This window comes from Mucilaginibacter sabulilitoris (assembly GCF_034262375.1).
GTDB lineage: Bacteria > Bacteroidota > Bacteroidia > Sphingobacteriales > Sphingobacteriaceae > Mucilaginibacter > Mucilaginibacter sabulilitoris.
Genome location: NZ_CP139558.1, coordinates 7,357,088 through 7,374,225 on the forward strand (window position 1 = coordinate 7,357,088; position 17,138 = coordinate 7,374,225).

Consider the following 17,138-nt stretch of genomic DNA (forward strand, 5'->3'; position numbering starts at 1 on the left):
TTTTACGCTATGCGTAAAACATTAACGGCAACTACTAAATGTATCCTTTTTTTACAAATTTATTGATACAAGCAGTTATACCATTTTTGCTGATGGTTTTAACAGCCGATGTAGATACCTTTAAGGTAATCCACTTATCTTCTTCAGGGATATAAAACTTTTTAAGTTTTAAATTAGGATGAAACCTGCGTTTTGTTTTAACGTTTGAGTTAGAAACGTTATTACCTACTATAGATCCTTTTCCTGTTAGATCACAAATTCTTGACATGACAAATATTTTTAATTATCAACCCTTTATTCAAAAAGAGTTTGCAAATATCAGACTTTTTAATCAAATATTCAACAGTGTTTCTAATTATTTTAAAATTCTTTTTATAAGTACCCCAAAGGTATTATTTCAGCAGGTTAATATCCTTACTACACCACTTCTTAAATAAATTTAAAAAGTAATAATTTTTTAATTTATCATAGCAGAGAAATTATTAATTTACGCCTCCATTTAAACCGATATGAAAATTAAATCATTTGACGAATATAAGCAGGTTTATCAGCAGAGTGTTGAACAGCCTGAGCAATTTTGGGCTGGTATTGCCGACAACTTTTTATGGCGCAAAAAGTGGGACAAGGTATTGGACTGGAATTTTAAGGAACCGAACATTAAGTGGTTCCAGGGCGCTAAGCTCAATATCACCGAAAACTGCCTTGACCGTCACCTGGAAACCCTGGGCGATAAACCCGCCATAATCTGGGAACCAAATGATCCGCAGGAAAATCATCGTATTTTAACTTACAGGCAGCTGCATGATAAGGTTTGCGAATTTGCCAATGTGCTTAAAAATAACGGTGCAAAAAAGGGCGACCGTATCTGTATATACATGCCTATGGTGCCCGAACTGGCTATTGCCGTTTTGGCTTGCGCTCGTATTGGCGCTATCCATTCGGTAGTTTTCGGCGGTTTCTCGGCACAATCAATTGCCGACAGGATAAACGATGCTGCCTGTAATATTGTTATAACCGCCGATGGTGGTTACAGAGGCACTAAAGAAATTCCGCTGAAATCAATCATTGATGACGCGCTGGTACAATGCCCTTCTATTCAACGGGTAATTGTGCTTACCCGCAGCCGTACACCTGTATCAATGATCAAAGGCCGTGATGTTTGGTGGGAAGATGAAATTAAAAAGGTAGAAACCCAAGGCAATACAGCATGCACGGCCGAAGAAATGGATGCAGAGGATATGTTGTTTATCTTGTACACATCAGGCTCAACAGGCAAACCTAAAGGTGTTGTGCATACCTGTGGCGGCTACATGGTTTATACCGGGTACACCTTTGCTAACGCTTTCCAGTACAACCAGGGCGAAGTTTATTTCTGTACTGCTGACATCGGATGGATTACCGGACACTCTTACATTGCCTACGGCCCGCTATCTCAAGGTGCAACTACGGTATTGTTTGAGGGTATCCCTTCATGGCCTACTCCGGGCAGGTTTTGGGATATAGTTGAAAAATACAAGGTAAACATACTATATACAGCCCCTACCGCCATCCGCTCGCTGATGAGTTTTGGCGATGAGGCATTACAGGGTAAAGATTTCAGTTCGCTCAAAAAACTGGGCTCCGTTGGCGAACCTATTAACGAGGAAGCATGGCATTGGTTTGATGAAAAAATTGGTCATAAACAATGCCCAATTGTTGATACCTGGTGGCAAACCGAAACCGGTGGCTTTATGATATCGCCAATTGCGGGAGTTACCCCTACCAAACCCGGCTACGCCACATTACCACTACCAGGCGTACAGCCTGTACTCGTTGATGAGAATGGAAAAATTATTGAAGGCAATGGCGTAAGCGGAAACCTTTGTATCAGGTTCCCATGGCCGGGCATGTTGCGCACTACCTACGGCGATCACAACCGTTGCCGCACTACTTATTTTGCAACTTACGAAAACCTGTATTTTACAGGCGATGGCTGCCTGCGCGATGAAGACGGTTATTACCGTATAACCGGCCGTGTTGATGACGTGCTGAACGTATCCGGTCACCGTATTGGAACAGCCGAGGTAGAGAACGCTATTAACATGCATAGCAGCGTGGTAGAATCGGCCGTTGTTGGTTACCCGCATGATATTAAGGGACAAGGCATTTATGCCTTTGTAGTATGCCCTAAGCATCATGCTGATGATGACCTTACCCGTAAGGATATCATGATGACTGTATCGCGCATAATAGGTGCCATTGCCAAGCCCGATAAGATACAATTTGTAACCGGCTTACCCAAAACGCGTTCAGGGAAGATCATGCGCCGCATATTGCGCAAAATAGCGGAGGGGGATACATCTAATTTAGGCGATACCTCTACCCTGCTTGATCCTGCTGTTGTGGAGGAAATAAAAGCCGGGGCATTGTAATGCATTAAGACAAAAGAACAATAGCTATTTTAAACAAATGAACACAGGAGGCAAGGTATGGAGAAAAACAGGCGTTAATGCTTTCTCTTTGATTCCTTGCCTCCTTGTTCTTCTGTCTTTTGTATTTCTTGCTTTTAAATCTGATCCGGGCACAAAATACCGGCTCGATTTTTTCACCTCGCATAACCAGTTTTACCTTTGCGATTCGGCTTATAAAAGTAATACCGGTGCTAATACCTTCTGGACACCCCAGGCCTATCATGACAGACTCGCGACAGCATACGACATTTTAGGCATCACCACCGAAAGTTACGGCCACGTAAAGGCGGAGTTTGAGCTGCTGACCAAGGCCGATTCTCAAACCGATTTTAGCAAATATGATCATGTGGTTGAAGCAGGCATCACTATTCAATCGGGTATTTTGCAAATACTTAATTTTCCGGATTATAAATCATATCTTAAACTAATAGTAACTCCCGGGAAATATCGCGTAAGGGTTTATTCGTTCAGCTTAAAAAATGTAGATAACGAAGCCGATGAAGGGCCGGATCATTACAAAATAGAAATGTGGCCTGATAATAATATGGGACAAAAAGTACTGAAACAATTTGTAAAGAATTAAGCGTTTCTCATCATCCCTCCCCGATACAATTTATCATTATCCATTTTCGCAAAAACCAAAAGTCTTTCCGATCGTTCCTTTAATACATCTAACTAAAAGAAACATTTATGGACAGATTAGAATTAAAAGGTAGCTGGAACGAATTAAAGGGAAAGATGAAACAAGCCTACGGCGATTTAACAGACGATGACCTGATACGTGAAGAAGGCAAAGATGATGAGCTGCTGGGAAAACTTCAGCAAAAAACGGGAAAATCCCGTGATGAGCTGGTAAAATGGATCAACAGTTTATAAAATAATAAAGCCCCGATAATCGGGGCTTTATTATTTTAACTTTATGTAACCTTAGATGTCAAAGTATAATTCGTTACGCACCTTAATATATTTCCCTTCGAGATCTTTTTGCAGCTGACGCCATTTCCTGCCCGATAATGTGCCTGCCATGTATAAATCACTTTTAAAATCGTTGGTTATTATTCTTAACGAATAAGGCATTTTAGAATGCTGCTGTTCAAAAACTACTTCCTGTATATCAGTAAGCCGGTATTTTGTTTTAGCCCAAAACAAGTTAGGGTTTCGTACCATAATACAATCATCTGATGTACCGAAGCAATACATAAAGGCCGAAAACGCCCAAAAACAAACAACACCAACACCAAACAGAAATACCATTAAGCTTACATGACTTGCTGTGATAATAGCATACAGCAAAAGCCCAAGCACCAGCCATAAAACCGCTCCCCTGAAGTTGAGCAATTGCCTGCCTTCATACCACACAAACTGCTCATTATTCAAAGGCAACTTATTTGCTTTGGTTATTATACTTGGTTTATATGACTTATTAAGAATATGACGGGTAATAAACTGCTTAACAGCAGCGGTATTGGCATACATATCGTCGTAAAGATAAATTTCCCGGCTGCCTTTAAATTTAAGCATCATACCCTCCCGCGGGTAATCGAGCATAAAACTAAAGGGTTGTTTACCCGACAATTGAACACGTTCCAGATCCTTCCAAAAAAGGGCATTCTTACGGGTAAACTTTATAGAGTTTGTATTAACATGAAATTTCGGAATATTTTTAAAGTACCGAATTATGGTGTAAACCGCCATAATTACCAGGCATGAGCTTATCAGTATTATAAATATTTCACCTGCAACTGTCAGTGCTTCTTTATAAAGGAATGTAGTCACAAATGCTAACAGCAAGAAATAAAGTGTTAAAATAAACACATTTAAATAGAATTTTTTCCAATGCCGCCGGCTGGTAACTTCTTCCATTTAATTATTCTTTCTTGTAATCTTTATGCACGATTAAAAAGCTGGCGCGCTCTTCTTTGTGGAAAGGGATATTCCAGTTACCCTGGTAAGTTATTTTAGTGGGCAGTAGTTCTCCCTCAAAATTATTAAGTTCAATATTCATTTGCACGTCGAAATCAACAAACATATTACTAAACTTCATATCAATATATCGGCCCAGAATCTGGAAGGTACGTTCATCAAATATAGTAGTCATTTCCTTAATCATGGTATCGCCGTCAGATGTACTTGGTTTGCACCTCACCCTGAAGCGGTAAACCGGGATAGTATCCAGATACTTGCCACGGGCAAATTCGTAATAGTAATACTCCCGCATATCACCGGCAAATATCTCCGTTTTACTGCTGATGAACGGGATACCCTTCACCTTACGCCCCGGACTAAAAATAAGCGTTTTTAGTTTATCCTTATATGATTCATTTTTACCGCCCGACCCCGGCAGGGCATCACCCTTAACAAAATCGGAGTTATAGGCGTTCATAAAAATATAATCAAACATCTCTACCGTGTACAGCTGATACTTCCCGTTCTTTTTAAACATGTTGCCGCTATCAAGCTTGGCTAAGTACTCCATTTTGTGCTTGCCTGCTGCATTGCTGTGTACTATTTTCCGGTATATTTTGCCGTCGACTTTATTCTTTTTGTCGTAGGTAAAAATGCGGTTCTCGGCAGTAAAACCGTACCGTTTCATATTTTGAAAAGCCTTATAAAAACTGGTATCGGCCAGTACAGCATCAATAAAATCCTGTGCGTTTAATTTATGCGACTTAATATCAACCAACGAATCAATAACAATGGTGCGGATAGTGTCAGGATTAAACCGGTTAATTTGCTGCGCGAGGGAAGATAATGTTCCTATTGTACAGAAAAAGAATAATAGCAGAATTTTTTTCATTGATTGTTCATTAGTTCACGCGTTATTTATTCACTGGATTAACATTTTTACTAACGAACCAGTGAACAAATGAACCGATGAACTTATATATTAATTCCCCAGCTGCTTAATGGCCAGGTATGCCATGAGTCCTGTGCTTATTTTAAACGCATCCTCTTCCACATCAAAAGTTGGGGTATGTACTGATGAAGTAATGCCGCGGCTTTCATTACGGGTACCTAAACGATAAAAACAAGAGTCGGCTACCTGTGAGTAGTAGGCAAAGTCTTCTGCAGCCATCCATATATCAAGGTCAAGCACATTTTCTTTACCCAAGTAGTCTTCAGCATGGCCACGAGTCGCCGCTGTCAATTTTTCTTCATTGATCAGGAAAGGATAACCGCGCATAATATTAAACTCGCAGCTTCCGCCCATGCTTTCGGCAATACCTTCAGCCATTTTCTTCATGCGTTTATGAGCTTCCTCACGCCATTTCTCGTCCATGGTACGAAAAGTACCCTCCAGGTAAACTTCATTTGGAATCACATTGGTAGCGCCATTGGCAATCACTTTACCAAATGATAATACCGACGGACTTTTAGGGTCGGCAAAACGGCTAACCACCTGCTGCAAGGCGGTTAATATATGAGCGGTAATAATAACCGGGTCAATATTTTGCTGTGGCTGCGCGCCATGACCTCCCTTACCTTTAACGGTAACATAAAGCTCATCTGTCGAGGCCATGTATTTACCTGCACGGAAACCCACCTTACCGGCCTCAATAAGCGGCATTACATGCTGGCCTAATACGGCATGTGGTTTAGGGTTTTCAAGTACGCCTTCCTTGATCATGATACTGGCCCCACCCGGCAATTTCTCTTCGGCCGGTTGGAATATCAATTTAACTGTACCAGCAAACTGGCTTTTCAATTCGGTTAAAATGCGGGCCGTGCCCAGTAATGACGAGGTATGTGCATCATGCCCACAGGCGTGCATTACACCTACATTTTGCGATTTGTACGGCACATCATTAGCCTCAGTAATAGGCAGTGCGTCCATATCGGCACGCAGGGCTACTACATTATCCGAAGGCTTATCACCCTTAATGAGGGCTACCAAACCGGTATCGGCCATTTTATGATATTCCAGGCCAAGTTCTTCCAATTTGTTGGCTACAAAAACCGAGGTCTGCAACTCATGAAAAGATAACTCTGGGTGGCTATGCAAATGGCGGCGATTGGCTACCACATCGTTAAATATTTTGCTGGATAATTCTTGTATTTGCTCTTTAATCATTATCGGATTCCGTTTTAGGGAGGTTTATTTTTTCGGAAATGATGAACAGGCTCGAAAATGAAGACCGAAGTTCCTGCATCAGTTTTTGCGCTTCCAGACGGGTCCTGAAATCGCCGGCGCGAACTTTAAAATTAGGTTCGCTGTAAATTATATAGGTACGCAACTCAGGATACTGATCCTGCAAACGGGCTTGCGCGTTAAAGGCATCTTTACGGTTTGAGCCGCTGAATATCTGTACCCGGTAACCGTATGAGGAGAATGTAGTTGGCACACCGACCGCGTTATTCATTTCCAGCCTTTTAGCTATCAGGGTATCAACAAGCGGGTCTTTAATTACCTCCACTTTGCCGCGGGTTTGCTGCGCAAAGGAACGGGAAGATGCAATTAGCAGTATAAAGAAAAAGCAGTATTTGATGAGGCTAAAATTAGCTTTATGATCAAATACTGCTTTTTTCATTTTGTTATCTTATTAAAATGAGCCTGTCATGCTGAACCTGTCGAAGCATGGCGGGCAGGCCTCTACTCACGATCCTTCGACAGGCTCGATGACAGGCCTTACATTAGATTCTTAATTTTGCCCTACGCCGTGGCAATTTTTATACTTTTTGCCGCTACCGCAAGGGCATGGGTCATTACGACCTATTTTATTTTCCACCCTAACAGGGGTAGCTTTTTGCGGCTCGCGGAAATCGTCCATTGGTACACCTCCGCTTTCATTTACCAGTTCGGCTTTAGTGGTTTTCATTTTACGCAGATCGAGCTTTGGCTCTGGTCTTGCTTCCCTTACCTCATCAGCCTGCTGCTGAACTGGGATACCACCTCTGAACAGGAAGCTTACAATCTCTTTATTCACATTGGTAAGCATGCCCCTGAACAATTCAAAAGCTTCAAATTTGTAAACCAATAATGGGTCTTTTTGCTCATAAACCGCGTTCTGTACAGATTGTTTTAACTCGTCCATTTCGCGCAGGTGCTCTTTCCAGGCATCATCAATCATGTACAGGGTTACGTTCTTTTCAAACGATTTAAATACCTCAACACCATGATTTTCTACTGCCTTTTTCAACGGAACTGATACCTGTATGCCATGAATACCATCGCTAAACGGTACCACTATATTTTCAACATATTGCCCGCGGGTATCAAATACATCTTTCAGAACAGGGTAAGCTTGTTGAGCTACCGCTTCGGCTTTACGTTTGTAAAAGTCCATCACCGTTTGGAAAGTCCTGTCGGTTAGCGCGGCTATATTTTTTGAGGCAAACTCATCAATATCAAGTTCAATGTCAACTGAGAACAAACGGATCACCTCCAGGGTAAACCCTTCGTAGTTATTTGATTCTTTATATTCGGTAGCAATGTCTTCAACAACATCAAAAATGGTATTGCTCAAATCAACGTCCAAACGTTCGCCAAATAAAGCATTTTTACGTTTTGTATAAATAACGGTACGCTGTGAGTTCATCACATCATCATACTCGAGCAAACGTTTACGGATACCAAAGTTGTTCTCTTCTACCTTTTTCTGAGCACGCTCAATAGATTTGGAGATCATAGAGTGCTGAATAACTTCGCCCTCCTCAATACCCATACGCACCATCAGGTTTGATATACGCTCTGAACCGAACAAACGCATCAGGTTATCCTCTAACGATACGAAGAACTGAGATGAACCCGGGTCGCCTTGCCTACCTGCACGGCCACGCAACTGCCTGTCAACGCGGCGCGACTCATGGCGCTCCGTACCAACAATGGCCAAACCGCCAGCGTCTTTAACGCCAGGCCCCAGTTTAATATCCGTACCACGACCAGCCATGTTTGTAGCGATAGTCACTGTACTTGTTTTACCAGCTTCGGCCACAATATCAGCCTCTTTCTGGTGCATCTTGGCATTCAGCACGTTATGTTTGATGCCGCGCAGCTTAAGCATACGGCTCAGTAATTCTGAAATTTCAACCGAGGTTGTACCAACCAACACCGGCCTGCCGGCTTCTGTCAGCTTAACAATTTCTTCAGCTACGGCGTTATATTTTTCGCGTACTGTACGGTAAACAAGATCCTGCCTGTCGTCGCGGCTTATTTTGGTATTGGTTGGTATCTCTACCACATCAAGTTTATAAATTTCCCAAAACTCACCGGCCTCAGTAACAGCAGTACCTGTCATACCACAAAGTTTGTGGTACATACGGAAATAGTTTTGCAGGGTGATGGTAGCGAAAGTTTGTGTCGCATCCTCAACCTTTACATTTTCTTTAGCTTCAATAGCCTGGTGTAAACCATCAGAGTAACGACGGCCATCCAATACACGGCCTGTTTGCTCATCAACAATTTTCACCTTGCCTTCGTCCAAAATATACTCAGTATCTTTTTCAAACAGGGTGTAAGCTTTTAACAGCTGGTTAACCGAATGAATACGTTCAGATTTTATAGAAAAATCGCGCATCAGCTCATCCTTGCGGGCAATCTTCTCTTCGGCGCTAAGGTTTGATTTTTCGATCTCTGCAATCTCGGTACCTACATCAGGCATCACAAAAAAGTGAGGATCTTCGCCGGAAGAAGTTATCAGTTCGATACCTTTTTCGGCCAGTTCAACCTGATTGTTTTTTTCGTCGATAACAAAGTAAAGCTCGGCATCAACCTTTGGCATATCCTTACCCTGATCCTGCATGTAGTGGTTTTCAACCTTCTGCAAAATTGTCCGGTTACCACCCTCGCTCAAAAATTTGATCAGCGCTTTGCTTTTCGGCAATCCCCTAAAGGCGCGCAATAAAGCTAAGCCACCGCCATCAGCATCGGCATTACCTTCGCTAATGGCTTTTTTAGCTTCGTTCAGCACGCCATTAACATAAGCTTTCTGCGCATTAACCAAACGCTCAATGCGCGGTTTTAACTCATAAAATTCATGTTCATCACCACGCGGAATTGGGCCTGATATAATTAAAGGGGTACGGGCATCATCAATTAAAACTGAATCGACCTCATCCACCATTGCATAGTGCAATTTACGCTGAACCAGTTCTTCAGGGCTGCGTGTCATATTGTCACGCAGGTAATCAAAACCAAATTCATTATTGGTACCAAAAGTAATATCAGCCAGGTAAGCAGCACGACGCTCTTCTGAATTCGGCTCATGTTTGTCAATACAATCAACCGATAAGCCATGGAATTCATACAACGGCCCCATCCATTCACTGTCACGACGGGCCAGGTAATCGTTCACGGTTACAATGTGAACGCCTTGCCCGGCAAGGGCGTTTAAGTATGCAGGCAGCGTGGCTACCAGCGTTTTACCCTCACCTGTGGCCATTTCTGATATTTTACCTTGATGCAGTACGATACCGCCTATCAGCTGTACATCATAATGTACCATATCCCAGGTTACCTCGTTACCGGCAGCAAGCCAGGTATTGTGGTGTATAGCTGTATCACCTTTAATTACTACGTTATTTTTACGCGCGGCAAGTTCACGGTCAAACTGAGTGGCAGTAACTTCAATTGTTTTATTGCCTGCAAAACGGCGTGCGGTTTCTTTTACCACGGCAAAGGCCTCTGGCAAAATATTCATCAATATATCTTCAAGCTCTTTATTGCGGTCTTTTTCCAGCTTATCTAACTGGGTGTAAAGCTCCACTTTTTCGCTCACATCCATGTCCAGCTCGGTTTCGGTACGGTCTTTAATAGCTTGTATTTCACTATCAATACCCGAAAGCCCCTGGGCAATGGTTTCTTTAAAATCTATGGTTTTAGCTCTAAGCTCATCATTACTGATGTTGTCGAGTTTTGCAAATTCAGCCTTAATTTTTTCAACTATAGGCTGTATTGCTTTTACATCCCGTTCTGATTTGCTTCCAAAAAGCTTACTGATAAAATCTAACATATTAATTTGATATGATCCTACAAACTCAACAATTGCGCCAAGGCAACTTACTGAGCCATATTGACAGGTAAAGGTACAAAACCCCCTCTAAATCTCCCCCGATTGGGGAGACTTTTTAAAAAAACTTGGATTAATGTCTTAAAAGTTCTCCCCTTTGGGGAGGGTTGGGTGCGGTTACAGCAAAGCCAGCACGTCCTCTTTATCTTTTGCCAGTTGTACTTTAAGTTCATCAAGTGATGAAAACTTAATATCACCGCGTACATAATGGTGGAAATTCATACGGATGGGTTGGTTGTATATCTCCTGGTCAAAATCAAAAATATTCACCTCTATGTTGTGGGTAAGGCCATTAACAGTGGGACGGGTGCCTATATAAGCCATTCCTTTATGTTGTTTGCCGCCTACATTTACTGTTACAGCAAAAATACCGTCAGACGGAATGAGCTTATACTTTTCTTCCACTACGATGTTGGCTGTCGGATAACCCAGTTGCCTGCCCAGCTGGTCGCCACGGATCACAGATCCCGTAATGAAGAATGGATAACCTAAATAAGAATTAGCCAAATCAATTTTCCCTTCCAACAAAGCATTTCTGATACGGGTTGAGCTGATGGCTACCTCGTTTATGTCCTGCTCAGGTATTTCAACTACATCAAAACCATACACCGGACCAAGTCTCAAGAGGTCTTCCAGACCGCCCTGCCTGTCTTTACCAAAACGGTGGTCGTAACCGATTACAATTTTTTTGGTACCTATTTTATTGACCAATACATCGCGGATATAGCCCTCAGCGGTCTGATTTGAAAAATCTCTTGAAAACGGCGTAATGATCAGGTGGTCCACTCCGAGCTGCTCCATCAACTGCGCCTTTTCGGTAATGGTAGTGATCAGTTTCAGGCTTTCATCCTCCGGGTGCAGGATCATGCGGGGATGGGGGAAAAAAGTTAAAATAACTGTTTCGCCATTGGTACTGTCGGCCAGCTCTTTTATTCCCGAAATAATTTTGCGGTGACCAATATGCACCCCATCAAAAGTACCGATGGTTACCACTGCATTTTTTACCGCTGTAAACTCGTCAATATGATTATATACCCTCATTGTATGAGTAAAAACACAAAGTTAATTTTTTAGTTGATCGTGTTAAATCAGGCTGATATTTTGACGCAGAAATGTATTATTCGGCCGCTGGCTCTTGCGCTATTTTCAGTCCTTTGATCATGTTTACCAGTTCCATAACCTCCCAGGCATCAGTTATATTGAAATTACCGCTGCGGGTTCGCTTTAACCTTGACAGGTATGCACCGTTGTTTAATGCAGCGCCAAAATCATGTACCAGCGACCGGATATAAGTGCCCTTGCTGCAAACCACCCTGAAATCAACTTCTGGTAGTTCAACGCGGGTTAACTCAAACTCCGAGATGGTTACATTACGCAGGCGCAGTTCTACGTCTTCGCCCCTGCGGGCTTTTTCATATAAACGCTCTCCGTCAATTTTTATGGCAGAGTGCACAGGAGGGTACTGCTGTATATCGCCGGTAAACTGTTTGCAGTTATTACGCAGCAGTTCTTCGGTAAGTTGGCTGATGTCGAATTTATTATCAGGCTCCGTTTCCATATCATAAGACGGCGTGGTAGCTCCAAGGACCATAGTACCGGTGTATTCCTTTTCTTCGGCCTGAAAGGTATCTATCTGCTTGGTCATTTTACCGGTGCAAATAATAAGCAGTCCGGTAGCCAGCGGGTCAAGCGTACCTGCATGCCCCACCTTTAATTTAAGCGGTTTAAATGAATTGCGAATTTTGCCCACTACATCAAAGCTCGTCCACTTGTAAGGTTTATTAACCAACAGCAACTGACCTTCGGCAAATTCTTCTGGTCTGGTATAAGTTTTTTTCAATATGATTCTTTTTACCGGATATCCCCGGGTATTTGGGGCAAAGGTAGGGATTTTGTGTGAATCAGGATTTTTCATCTGAACCATCATTTACGTGATTAAAGGCCTAAAGGATAAATCATAATAATCCTTTAATCACCTAAATCACGGTTCAGACAATAAGACTAAATAGTTTCCAATTGATGCCCGGTCAGTATCAAACCGATAATTACCGCGCCAATCACAATACGGTACCAGCCAAATATCCTGAAACCCTTACGCTCAAGAAAGGTAATAAAGGTTTTAATAGCCAGCATGGCTACTATAAAGGCTATTATATTACCAATAGCAAGCAGCTTAATCTCTTCGCCACTGAATATATGGCCTTCTTTATGAAAATCGTATAGCTTTTTAGCGGTTGCCGCAAACATGGTTGGCACCGCCAGGAAGAAAGAAAACTCGGCCGCGGCCGTACGGGTTAATTTTTGCGACATGCCACCCACAATGGTTGCTGCCGAACGTGAGGTACCGGGAATCATAGCCAAACACTGGAAAAAACCAATTTTAAGCGCGGTGAAATAATTGATATCCTTTTCTTCTTTAACAGTTGGTTTATTAAACCATTTGTCAACAAACAACAATATAATACCACCCACAAACAGGGTAATACCTACGGTAAGCGCGCTTTCTAATAAAGCATCGATCTTTTTACTGAATAGTACGCCAAATATTGCCGCGGGGATAAACGCCACTAACAACTTCAAATAAAAATTAACCGACTGTAAAAATCGCTTATGGTACAACACCACTACAGATAGTATGGCGCCCAGCTGTATAGCAATGGTAAAAAGTTTAACAAAAGGGTCGGCAGCTATGCCCATTAGTGATGAGGCAACAATCATGTGCCCGGTTGACGAAACCGGTAAAAATTCTGTTATCCCTTCAATTATGGCAAGGATAATAACGTGAATAATATTCATTTGTAGGGTAGATGTGAAGATTTAGCTAATTGCAGTTAGTTAGTTGACGGCTTTTTTAATATCGCGAAAAAGCCCAATGCAAATCCTCCTAATACCACAATTGGTGCGATAACAATTTTAGTTGTGCTATAAATATCTGTAGTGCCCGACATGAGTACAAAACCAAAAGCTACTACAGCCACACTGATGATCAGCAACCTGTAATTGCTTTTATCAAATATAAACTGTACCGACTCGGTAGCGGTTGTTTTTGATGCTGGTTTTGCAGCTTGTGCTGTTGTTTTCACAGTTGAAGCCGGCTTAAATTGCTGTGCCATATTTTTAATTATTGATTTATTGAGTTTGTGGGTTATTGATTGAAACCCTTTTCAAACTCACAATTTAATTCTTTATTTACTATATCGCTGATCATCACCCTTGCAGGTTTTGAATTTTGACTTTTTAATTTTGACTTAAAACTTATCTGTATAAATCATATATTTTTAAACGTAAAAACTTATTAACCGCCAAAAAGGTACTAAAGGCCGAAATAAATATCCCAATGCCTATAACCCCTAAAAACACTATGCCAAACTCAGTATAGTTTTGCAGCATTACCAAATCGGGCACTTGCTTGTAACCCAGGTAAAGGGTGGCTACCAGTATAATTATGGCTATTAAACCGCCCAAAAGCCCATGCCATATACCATAGAGTAAAAATGGTTTGCGGATAAATCCTTTGGTAGCTCCTACCAGCTGCATCGATTTGATCAGGAAACGTTGTGAATAAATAGCCAGTCTGATGGTATTGTTTATTAAAGCTACAGAAAGTACCACAAATATACCTGCAAACACCAAAATCACCAAACTGATGGAAGTCACATTCTGGTTCATCTGGTCAACCAGTGATTGCTGGTACTTTACTTCTTTTACCAACGAATTTTTCAGCAGGTCAGCTTTAAATTTTTCAATGTCTTTATTATTGGCATAATCGGCTTTTAAGTATACGTCAAGTGACTGTGAAAGAGGGTTATATCCTAAGAATTTTACAAAATCCTCGCCCAAGTCTTTTTGCAGATTACGTGCGGCCAATTCCTTGCTTACATACTGGGTCTGCTTAACCATTGGGTTAGCATCCAGCTGTTTCTGTAATTGAAGCACATCGGTTTCATGGGCGGCATCATCCACAAAAATGTTGAGCACAATGTTTTCCTTTACATAGCGCGACAAGTTATTGGCGTGTACCAGTATAAGCCCTAATAAACCTATCATTACCAGCACCATAGCAATACCAAATACAGTAGATATGTATATGGTTTTTATTTTTTTTGTCGATGCGCTTGCTTCAAATTCTTCCATGTCTGAGATTTGAGACATGAGATTTGAGATTTGAGATAAAACAACTTGCCTGAAGCTGTCTCATATCTAACATCTGATATCTCACATCTATATTTGTGCGAAAATAAGAAACCCGCCCTAAAGGTAAAAGTTTATTGGTTATAAATATTGTTTAATACCTTATTACACCAATAGTTTTAACATTTATTAACGCTTTTGTCTGAACCCTGATTAAATAAGTTAGGAGTTAATACGATTTCACTTTGCAGGTCAAAATCCAAAAATCTGATTAATCCGCCTAATCCCGGTTCAGACAGCCTTAAACAAAGCATTGATCCATTTGTTAATACCATATGACAAAGCCAGCAAATTCATCTGCCAAACCATCGCCCTCAGATACGCCTACCAACCGGCCGCGTGACGACGGCGGCAAAAGCAAAGTACGTAAGGAAGACAAACAATACCATGCCGATAAACCCCACGGAGGCAATATCGCCAAAAAGCACGAGAAGGAAGAGCAACCTGTTGACCCGATAAAAAACCCGCCCAAGGAAAAGGGAATGGATAAGGGCAAGGTGCAGCCGTAGTTACGAATTGTGGCTGTCATCCTGAGCTCGTCGAAGGATGGTGCGGAGAGGCCGTTACACGCGAGTCTTCGATAAGCTCAGACTGACACCCGTATTTTTAAAACCTCTACCTCGCTATACCTGCTGAGTTAAACTGCAGATCGTAGAGTTTACGGTAGTGGCCATTTTCAATTTTAAGGAGTTCCTGGTGGGTACCGCTTTCCATGATCTCGCCGTGATCGAGCACTATGATGCGGTCGGCGTTTTGTATGGTTGACAGACGGTGTGCAATTACTATGGCCGTACGCCCTTGCATCAATTTATTAATGGCATTCTGTATCAGTATCTCCGTTTCGGTATCAACAGATGAGGTAGCTTCGTCCAGCACCAATATTGCCGGGTTGTATACTAGCGCCCTGATAAATGAGATGAGCTGTGCCTGCCCTGCCGAAAGCGTAGAGCCCCTTTCCATCACGTTATAATCGTATCCGCCGGGCAGGCGTTCTATAAATTCATGCGCGCCCACATCTTTAGCGGCAACTATGATCTCTTCCCGGGTAATGCTAGTATTGTTAAGACTGATGTTGTTGCCAATGGTATCGGTAAATAAAAATACATCCTGAATAACAGTGGCTATCTGCGAGCGCAAAAACTCCACCTGGTATTCGCGTATATCGTGCCCGTCTACCTTTACAGTGCCGGCTCCAATTTCATAAAAGCGGTTCAGTATATTAATGGTAGATGATTTACCGGCACCGGTAGCACCAACAAGGGCCAGTGTTTCGCCCGGTTTTACGCGAAAGTTGATGTCCTTTAATACCCAATTTTCATCATTATAAGCAAACCATACTTTGTTAAATTCAATATCGCCCTGCAAACGACCGGTATTGATCTGTCCGTTATCAACAGCTACTTCGTCGGTATCAAGCACCTTAAATATGCGGTCGGCGCCTACCATACCCATTTGCAGGGTATTAAATTTATCGGCCAACTGGCGTATAGGCCTGAAAAGCATATTGAGCAATACAATAAAGCCAGTGATAACACCCGGGGTGATACCGCCGGGGCGTGCCGAAATAGCCGACAGCTGACTATCAGACAGCATGCGCTTACAGCCGTACCATACCAACAGACCCATACAAATGGCAAACAATATTTCAACAACGGGGAAAAATATGGAGTAATACCAATTGGAGCGGATGTTGGCATCCCTGTATTTTTTGTTAACCGCCTTAAACTTGCGCATTTCCTGATCTTCGCGGGCAAACAGCTGTATAATACTGATGCCCGAAATATGCTCGGCCAAAAAGGTATTTAAGCGGGCAACCTGCGTACGTACTTCCTGAAAAGACGACTTAATAGCCTCTTTAAAAACATAGGTTGAAGCAAACAAGAATGGCATCGGGATAAGCGTAATAAGGGCCAGTTTCCAGTCCTGGTACAGCATGAAACCAATTACCGCTAATACCAGAAGCATATCGCCCATGATAGAAATAAGCCCTTCCGAAAATATATCAGCAATGGTTTCCAGATCAGACACGGTACGGGTAATCAGCATTCCGATAGGTGTACGGTCGAAATATTTAAGGCGAAGACTGGTAATGTGGTTAAAAATGTCTATCCGCAGATCGCGGATAACAGATTGACCTAACGAGTTGGTTAAGTAGGTCTGATAATATTGCGCTACGGTTTGTACAATAAGCTGCGCTATCATGAGCGCCACCATGAACACCAGTCCGTCATAATCATCATTCAGGATATTAACATCAAGTGTACGCTGAATAAGAATTGGCTGTATGAGCGCGCTTACTGCTAAGAAAATGGTTAAGAACGCGGCTACCACAAATGTGCCGTTGTAGGGTTTTACGTAGTGCATCACCCGTTTTAACAGTTTCCAATCAAGCGCTTTTCCGGTTACTTCAGACATTTTTTATTTTGGATTTCGGATGTTCGATTTCGGATTTATACAATAATACAACTCTTAAATATTTATCTATCACAAT

Annotated in this window: 16 protein-coding genes; 4 read left to right on the forward strand and 12 right to left on the reverse strand. The window is 42.0% G+C overall.

The window, feature by feature from the left end:
• Nucleotides 1–34 precede the first annotated feature (34 nt).
• Nucleotides 35–268, reverse strand: a complete 234-nt coding sequence (gene rpmB, locus SNE25_RS30995; RefSeq protein ID WP_022830076.1) for a 50S ribosomal protein L28 — start codon at nt 266–268, stop codon at nt 35–37.
• 241 nt (nt 269–509) lie between these two features.
• Here rpmB and acs point away from each other — a divergent pair, with 241 nt between their 5' ends.
• The 3 genes from acs to SNE25_RS31010 all read left to right on the forward strand — a co-directional run bounded on the left by acs (nt 510) and on the right by SNE25_RS31010 (nt 3,326).
• Nucleotides 510–2,411: an acetate--CoA ligase gene (acs, locus tag SNE25_RS31000; RefSeq protein ID WP_321562880.1), complete on the forward strand. Its 1,902-nt coding sequence runs from the start codon at nt 510–512 to the stop codon at nt 2,409–2,411.
• 37 nt (nt 2,412–2,448) lie between these two features.
• Entirely contained in the window at nt 2,449–3,033 is a 585-nt protein-coding gene (locus SNE25_RS31005; protein ID WP_321562881.1) for a hypothetical protein, read from the forward strand.
• Between the two features lie 107 nt (nt 3,034–3,140).
• Nucleotides 3,141–3,326: a CsbD family protein gene (locus SNE25_RS31010; protein WP_321562882.1), complete on the forward strand. Its 186-nt coding sequence runs from the start codon at nt 3,141–3,143 to the stop codon at nt 3,324–3,326.
• A gap of 51 nt (nt 3,327–3,377) precedes the next feature.
• Here SNE25_RS31010 and SNE25_RS31015 read toward each other — a convergent pair whose 3' ends face one another.
• The 10 genes from SNE25_RS31015 to SNE25_RS31060 all read right to left on the reverse strand — a co-directional run bounded on the left by SNE25_RS31015 (nt 3,378) and on the right by SNE25_RS31060 (nt 14,590).
• Entirely contained in the window at nt 3,378–4,313 is a 936-nt protein-coding gene (locus SNE25_RS31015; RefSeq protein ID WP_321562883.1) for a hypothetical protein, read from the reverse strand.
• Nucleotides 4,314–4,317: 4 nt separating this feature from the next.
• Nucleotides 4,318–5,247 carry a hypothetical protein gene (locus tag SNE25_RS31020; protein WP_321562884.1) on the reverse strand — a complete coding sequence of 310 codons (930 nt, stop codon included), beginning with the start codon at nt 5,245–5,247 and terminating at the stop codon, nt 4,318–4,320.
• 90 nt (nt 5,248–5,337) lie between these two features.
• Entirely contained in the window at nt 5,338–6,522 is a 1,185-nt protein-coding gene (locus SNE25_RS31025) for a M20 metallopeptidase family protein (RefSeq protein ID WP_321562885.1), read from the reverse strand.
• Nucleotides 6,515–6,979 carry an SPOR domain-containing protein gene (locus SNE25_RS31030; protein WP_321562886.1) on the reverse strand — a complete coding sequence of 155 codons (465 nt, stop codon included), beginning with the start codon at nt 6,977–6,979 and terminating at the stop codon, nt 6,515–6,517. Before SNE25_RS31030 ends, SNE25_RS31025 begins: the two co-directional genes overlap by 8 nt.
• A 111-nt stretch (nt 6,980–7,090) precedes the next feature.
• Nucleotides 7,091–10,399 (reverse strand): preprotein translocase subunit SecA, encoded by a 3,309-nt coding sequence (secA, locus tag SNE25_RS31035; protein ID WP_321562887.1) that lies wholly within the window; start codon nt 10,397–10,399, stop codon nt 7,091–7,093.
• Between the two features lie 174 nt (nt 10,400–10,573).
• A complete protein-coding gene (locus SNE25_RS31040) occupies nt 10,574–11,497 on the reverse strand; it encodes a bifunctional riboflavin kinase/FAD synthetase (protein WP_321562888.1) in 924 nt (307 codons plus the stop codon).
• Between the two features lie 76 nt (nt 11,498–11,573).
• A complete protein-coding gene (truB, locus tag SNE25_RS31045) occupies nt 11,574–12,371 on the reverse strand; it encodes a tRNA pseudouridine(55) synthase TruB (RefSeq protein ID WP_321562889.1) in 798 nt (265 codons plus the stop codon).
• An 86-nt stretch (nt 12,372–12,457) separates the two neighbouring features.
• Nucleotides 12,458–13,252, reverse strand: a complete 795-nt coding sequence (locus tag SNE25_RS31050) for an undecaprenyl-diphosphate phosphatase (protein WP_321562890.1) — start codon at nt 13,250–13,252, stop codon at nt 12,458–12,460.
• Between the two features lie 35 nt (nt 13,253–13,287).
• Entirely contained in the window at nt 13,288–13,569 is a 282-nt protein-coding gene (locus SNE25_RS31055) for a DUF3098 domain-containing protein (protein WP_321562891.1), read from the reverse strand.
• Nucleotides 13,570–13,711: 142 nt separating this feature from the next.
• Nucleotides 13,712–14,590: a cell division protein FtsX gene (locus tag SNE25_RS31060; RefSeq protein ID WP_321566270.1), complete on the reverse strand. Its 879-nt coding sequence runs from the start codon at nt 14,588–14,590 to the stop codon at nt 13,712–13,714.
• A 332-nt stretch (nt 14,591–14,922) separates the two neighbouring features.
• Here SNE25_RS31060 and SNE25_RS31065 point away from each other — a divergent pair, with 332 nt between their 5' ends.
• A complete protein-coding gene (locus SNE25_RS31065; RefSeq protein WP_321562892.1) occupies nt 14,923–15,156 on the forward strand; it encodes a hypothetical protein in 234 nt (77 codons plus the stop codon).
• A gap of 106 nt (nt 15,157–15,262) precedes the next feature.
• Here the strand turns inward: SNE25_RS31065 and SNE25_RS31070 are convergent, their stop codons facing one another.
• A complete protein-coding gene (locus tag SNE25_RS31070; RefSeq protein ID WP_321562893.1) occupies nt 15,263–17,062 on the reverse strand; it encodes an ABC transporter ATP-binding protein in 1,800 nt (599 codons plus the stop codon).
• Between the last annotated feature and the right edge of the window lie 76 nt (nt 17,063–17,138).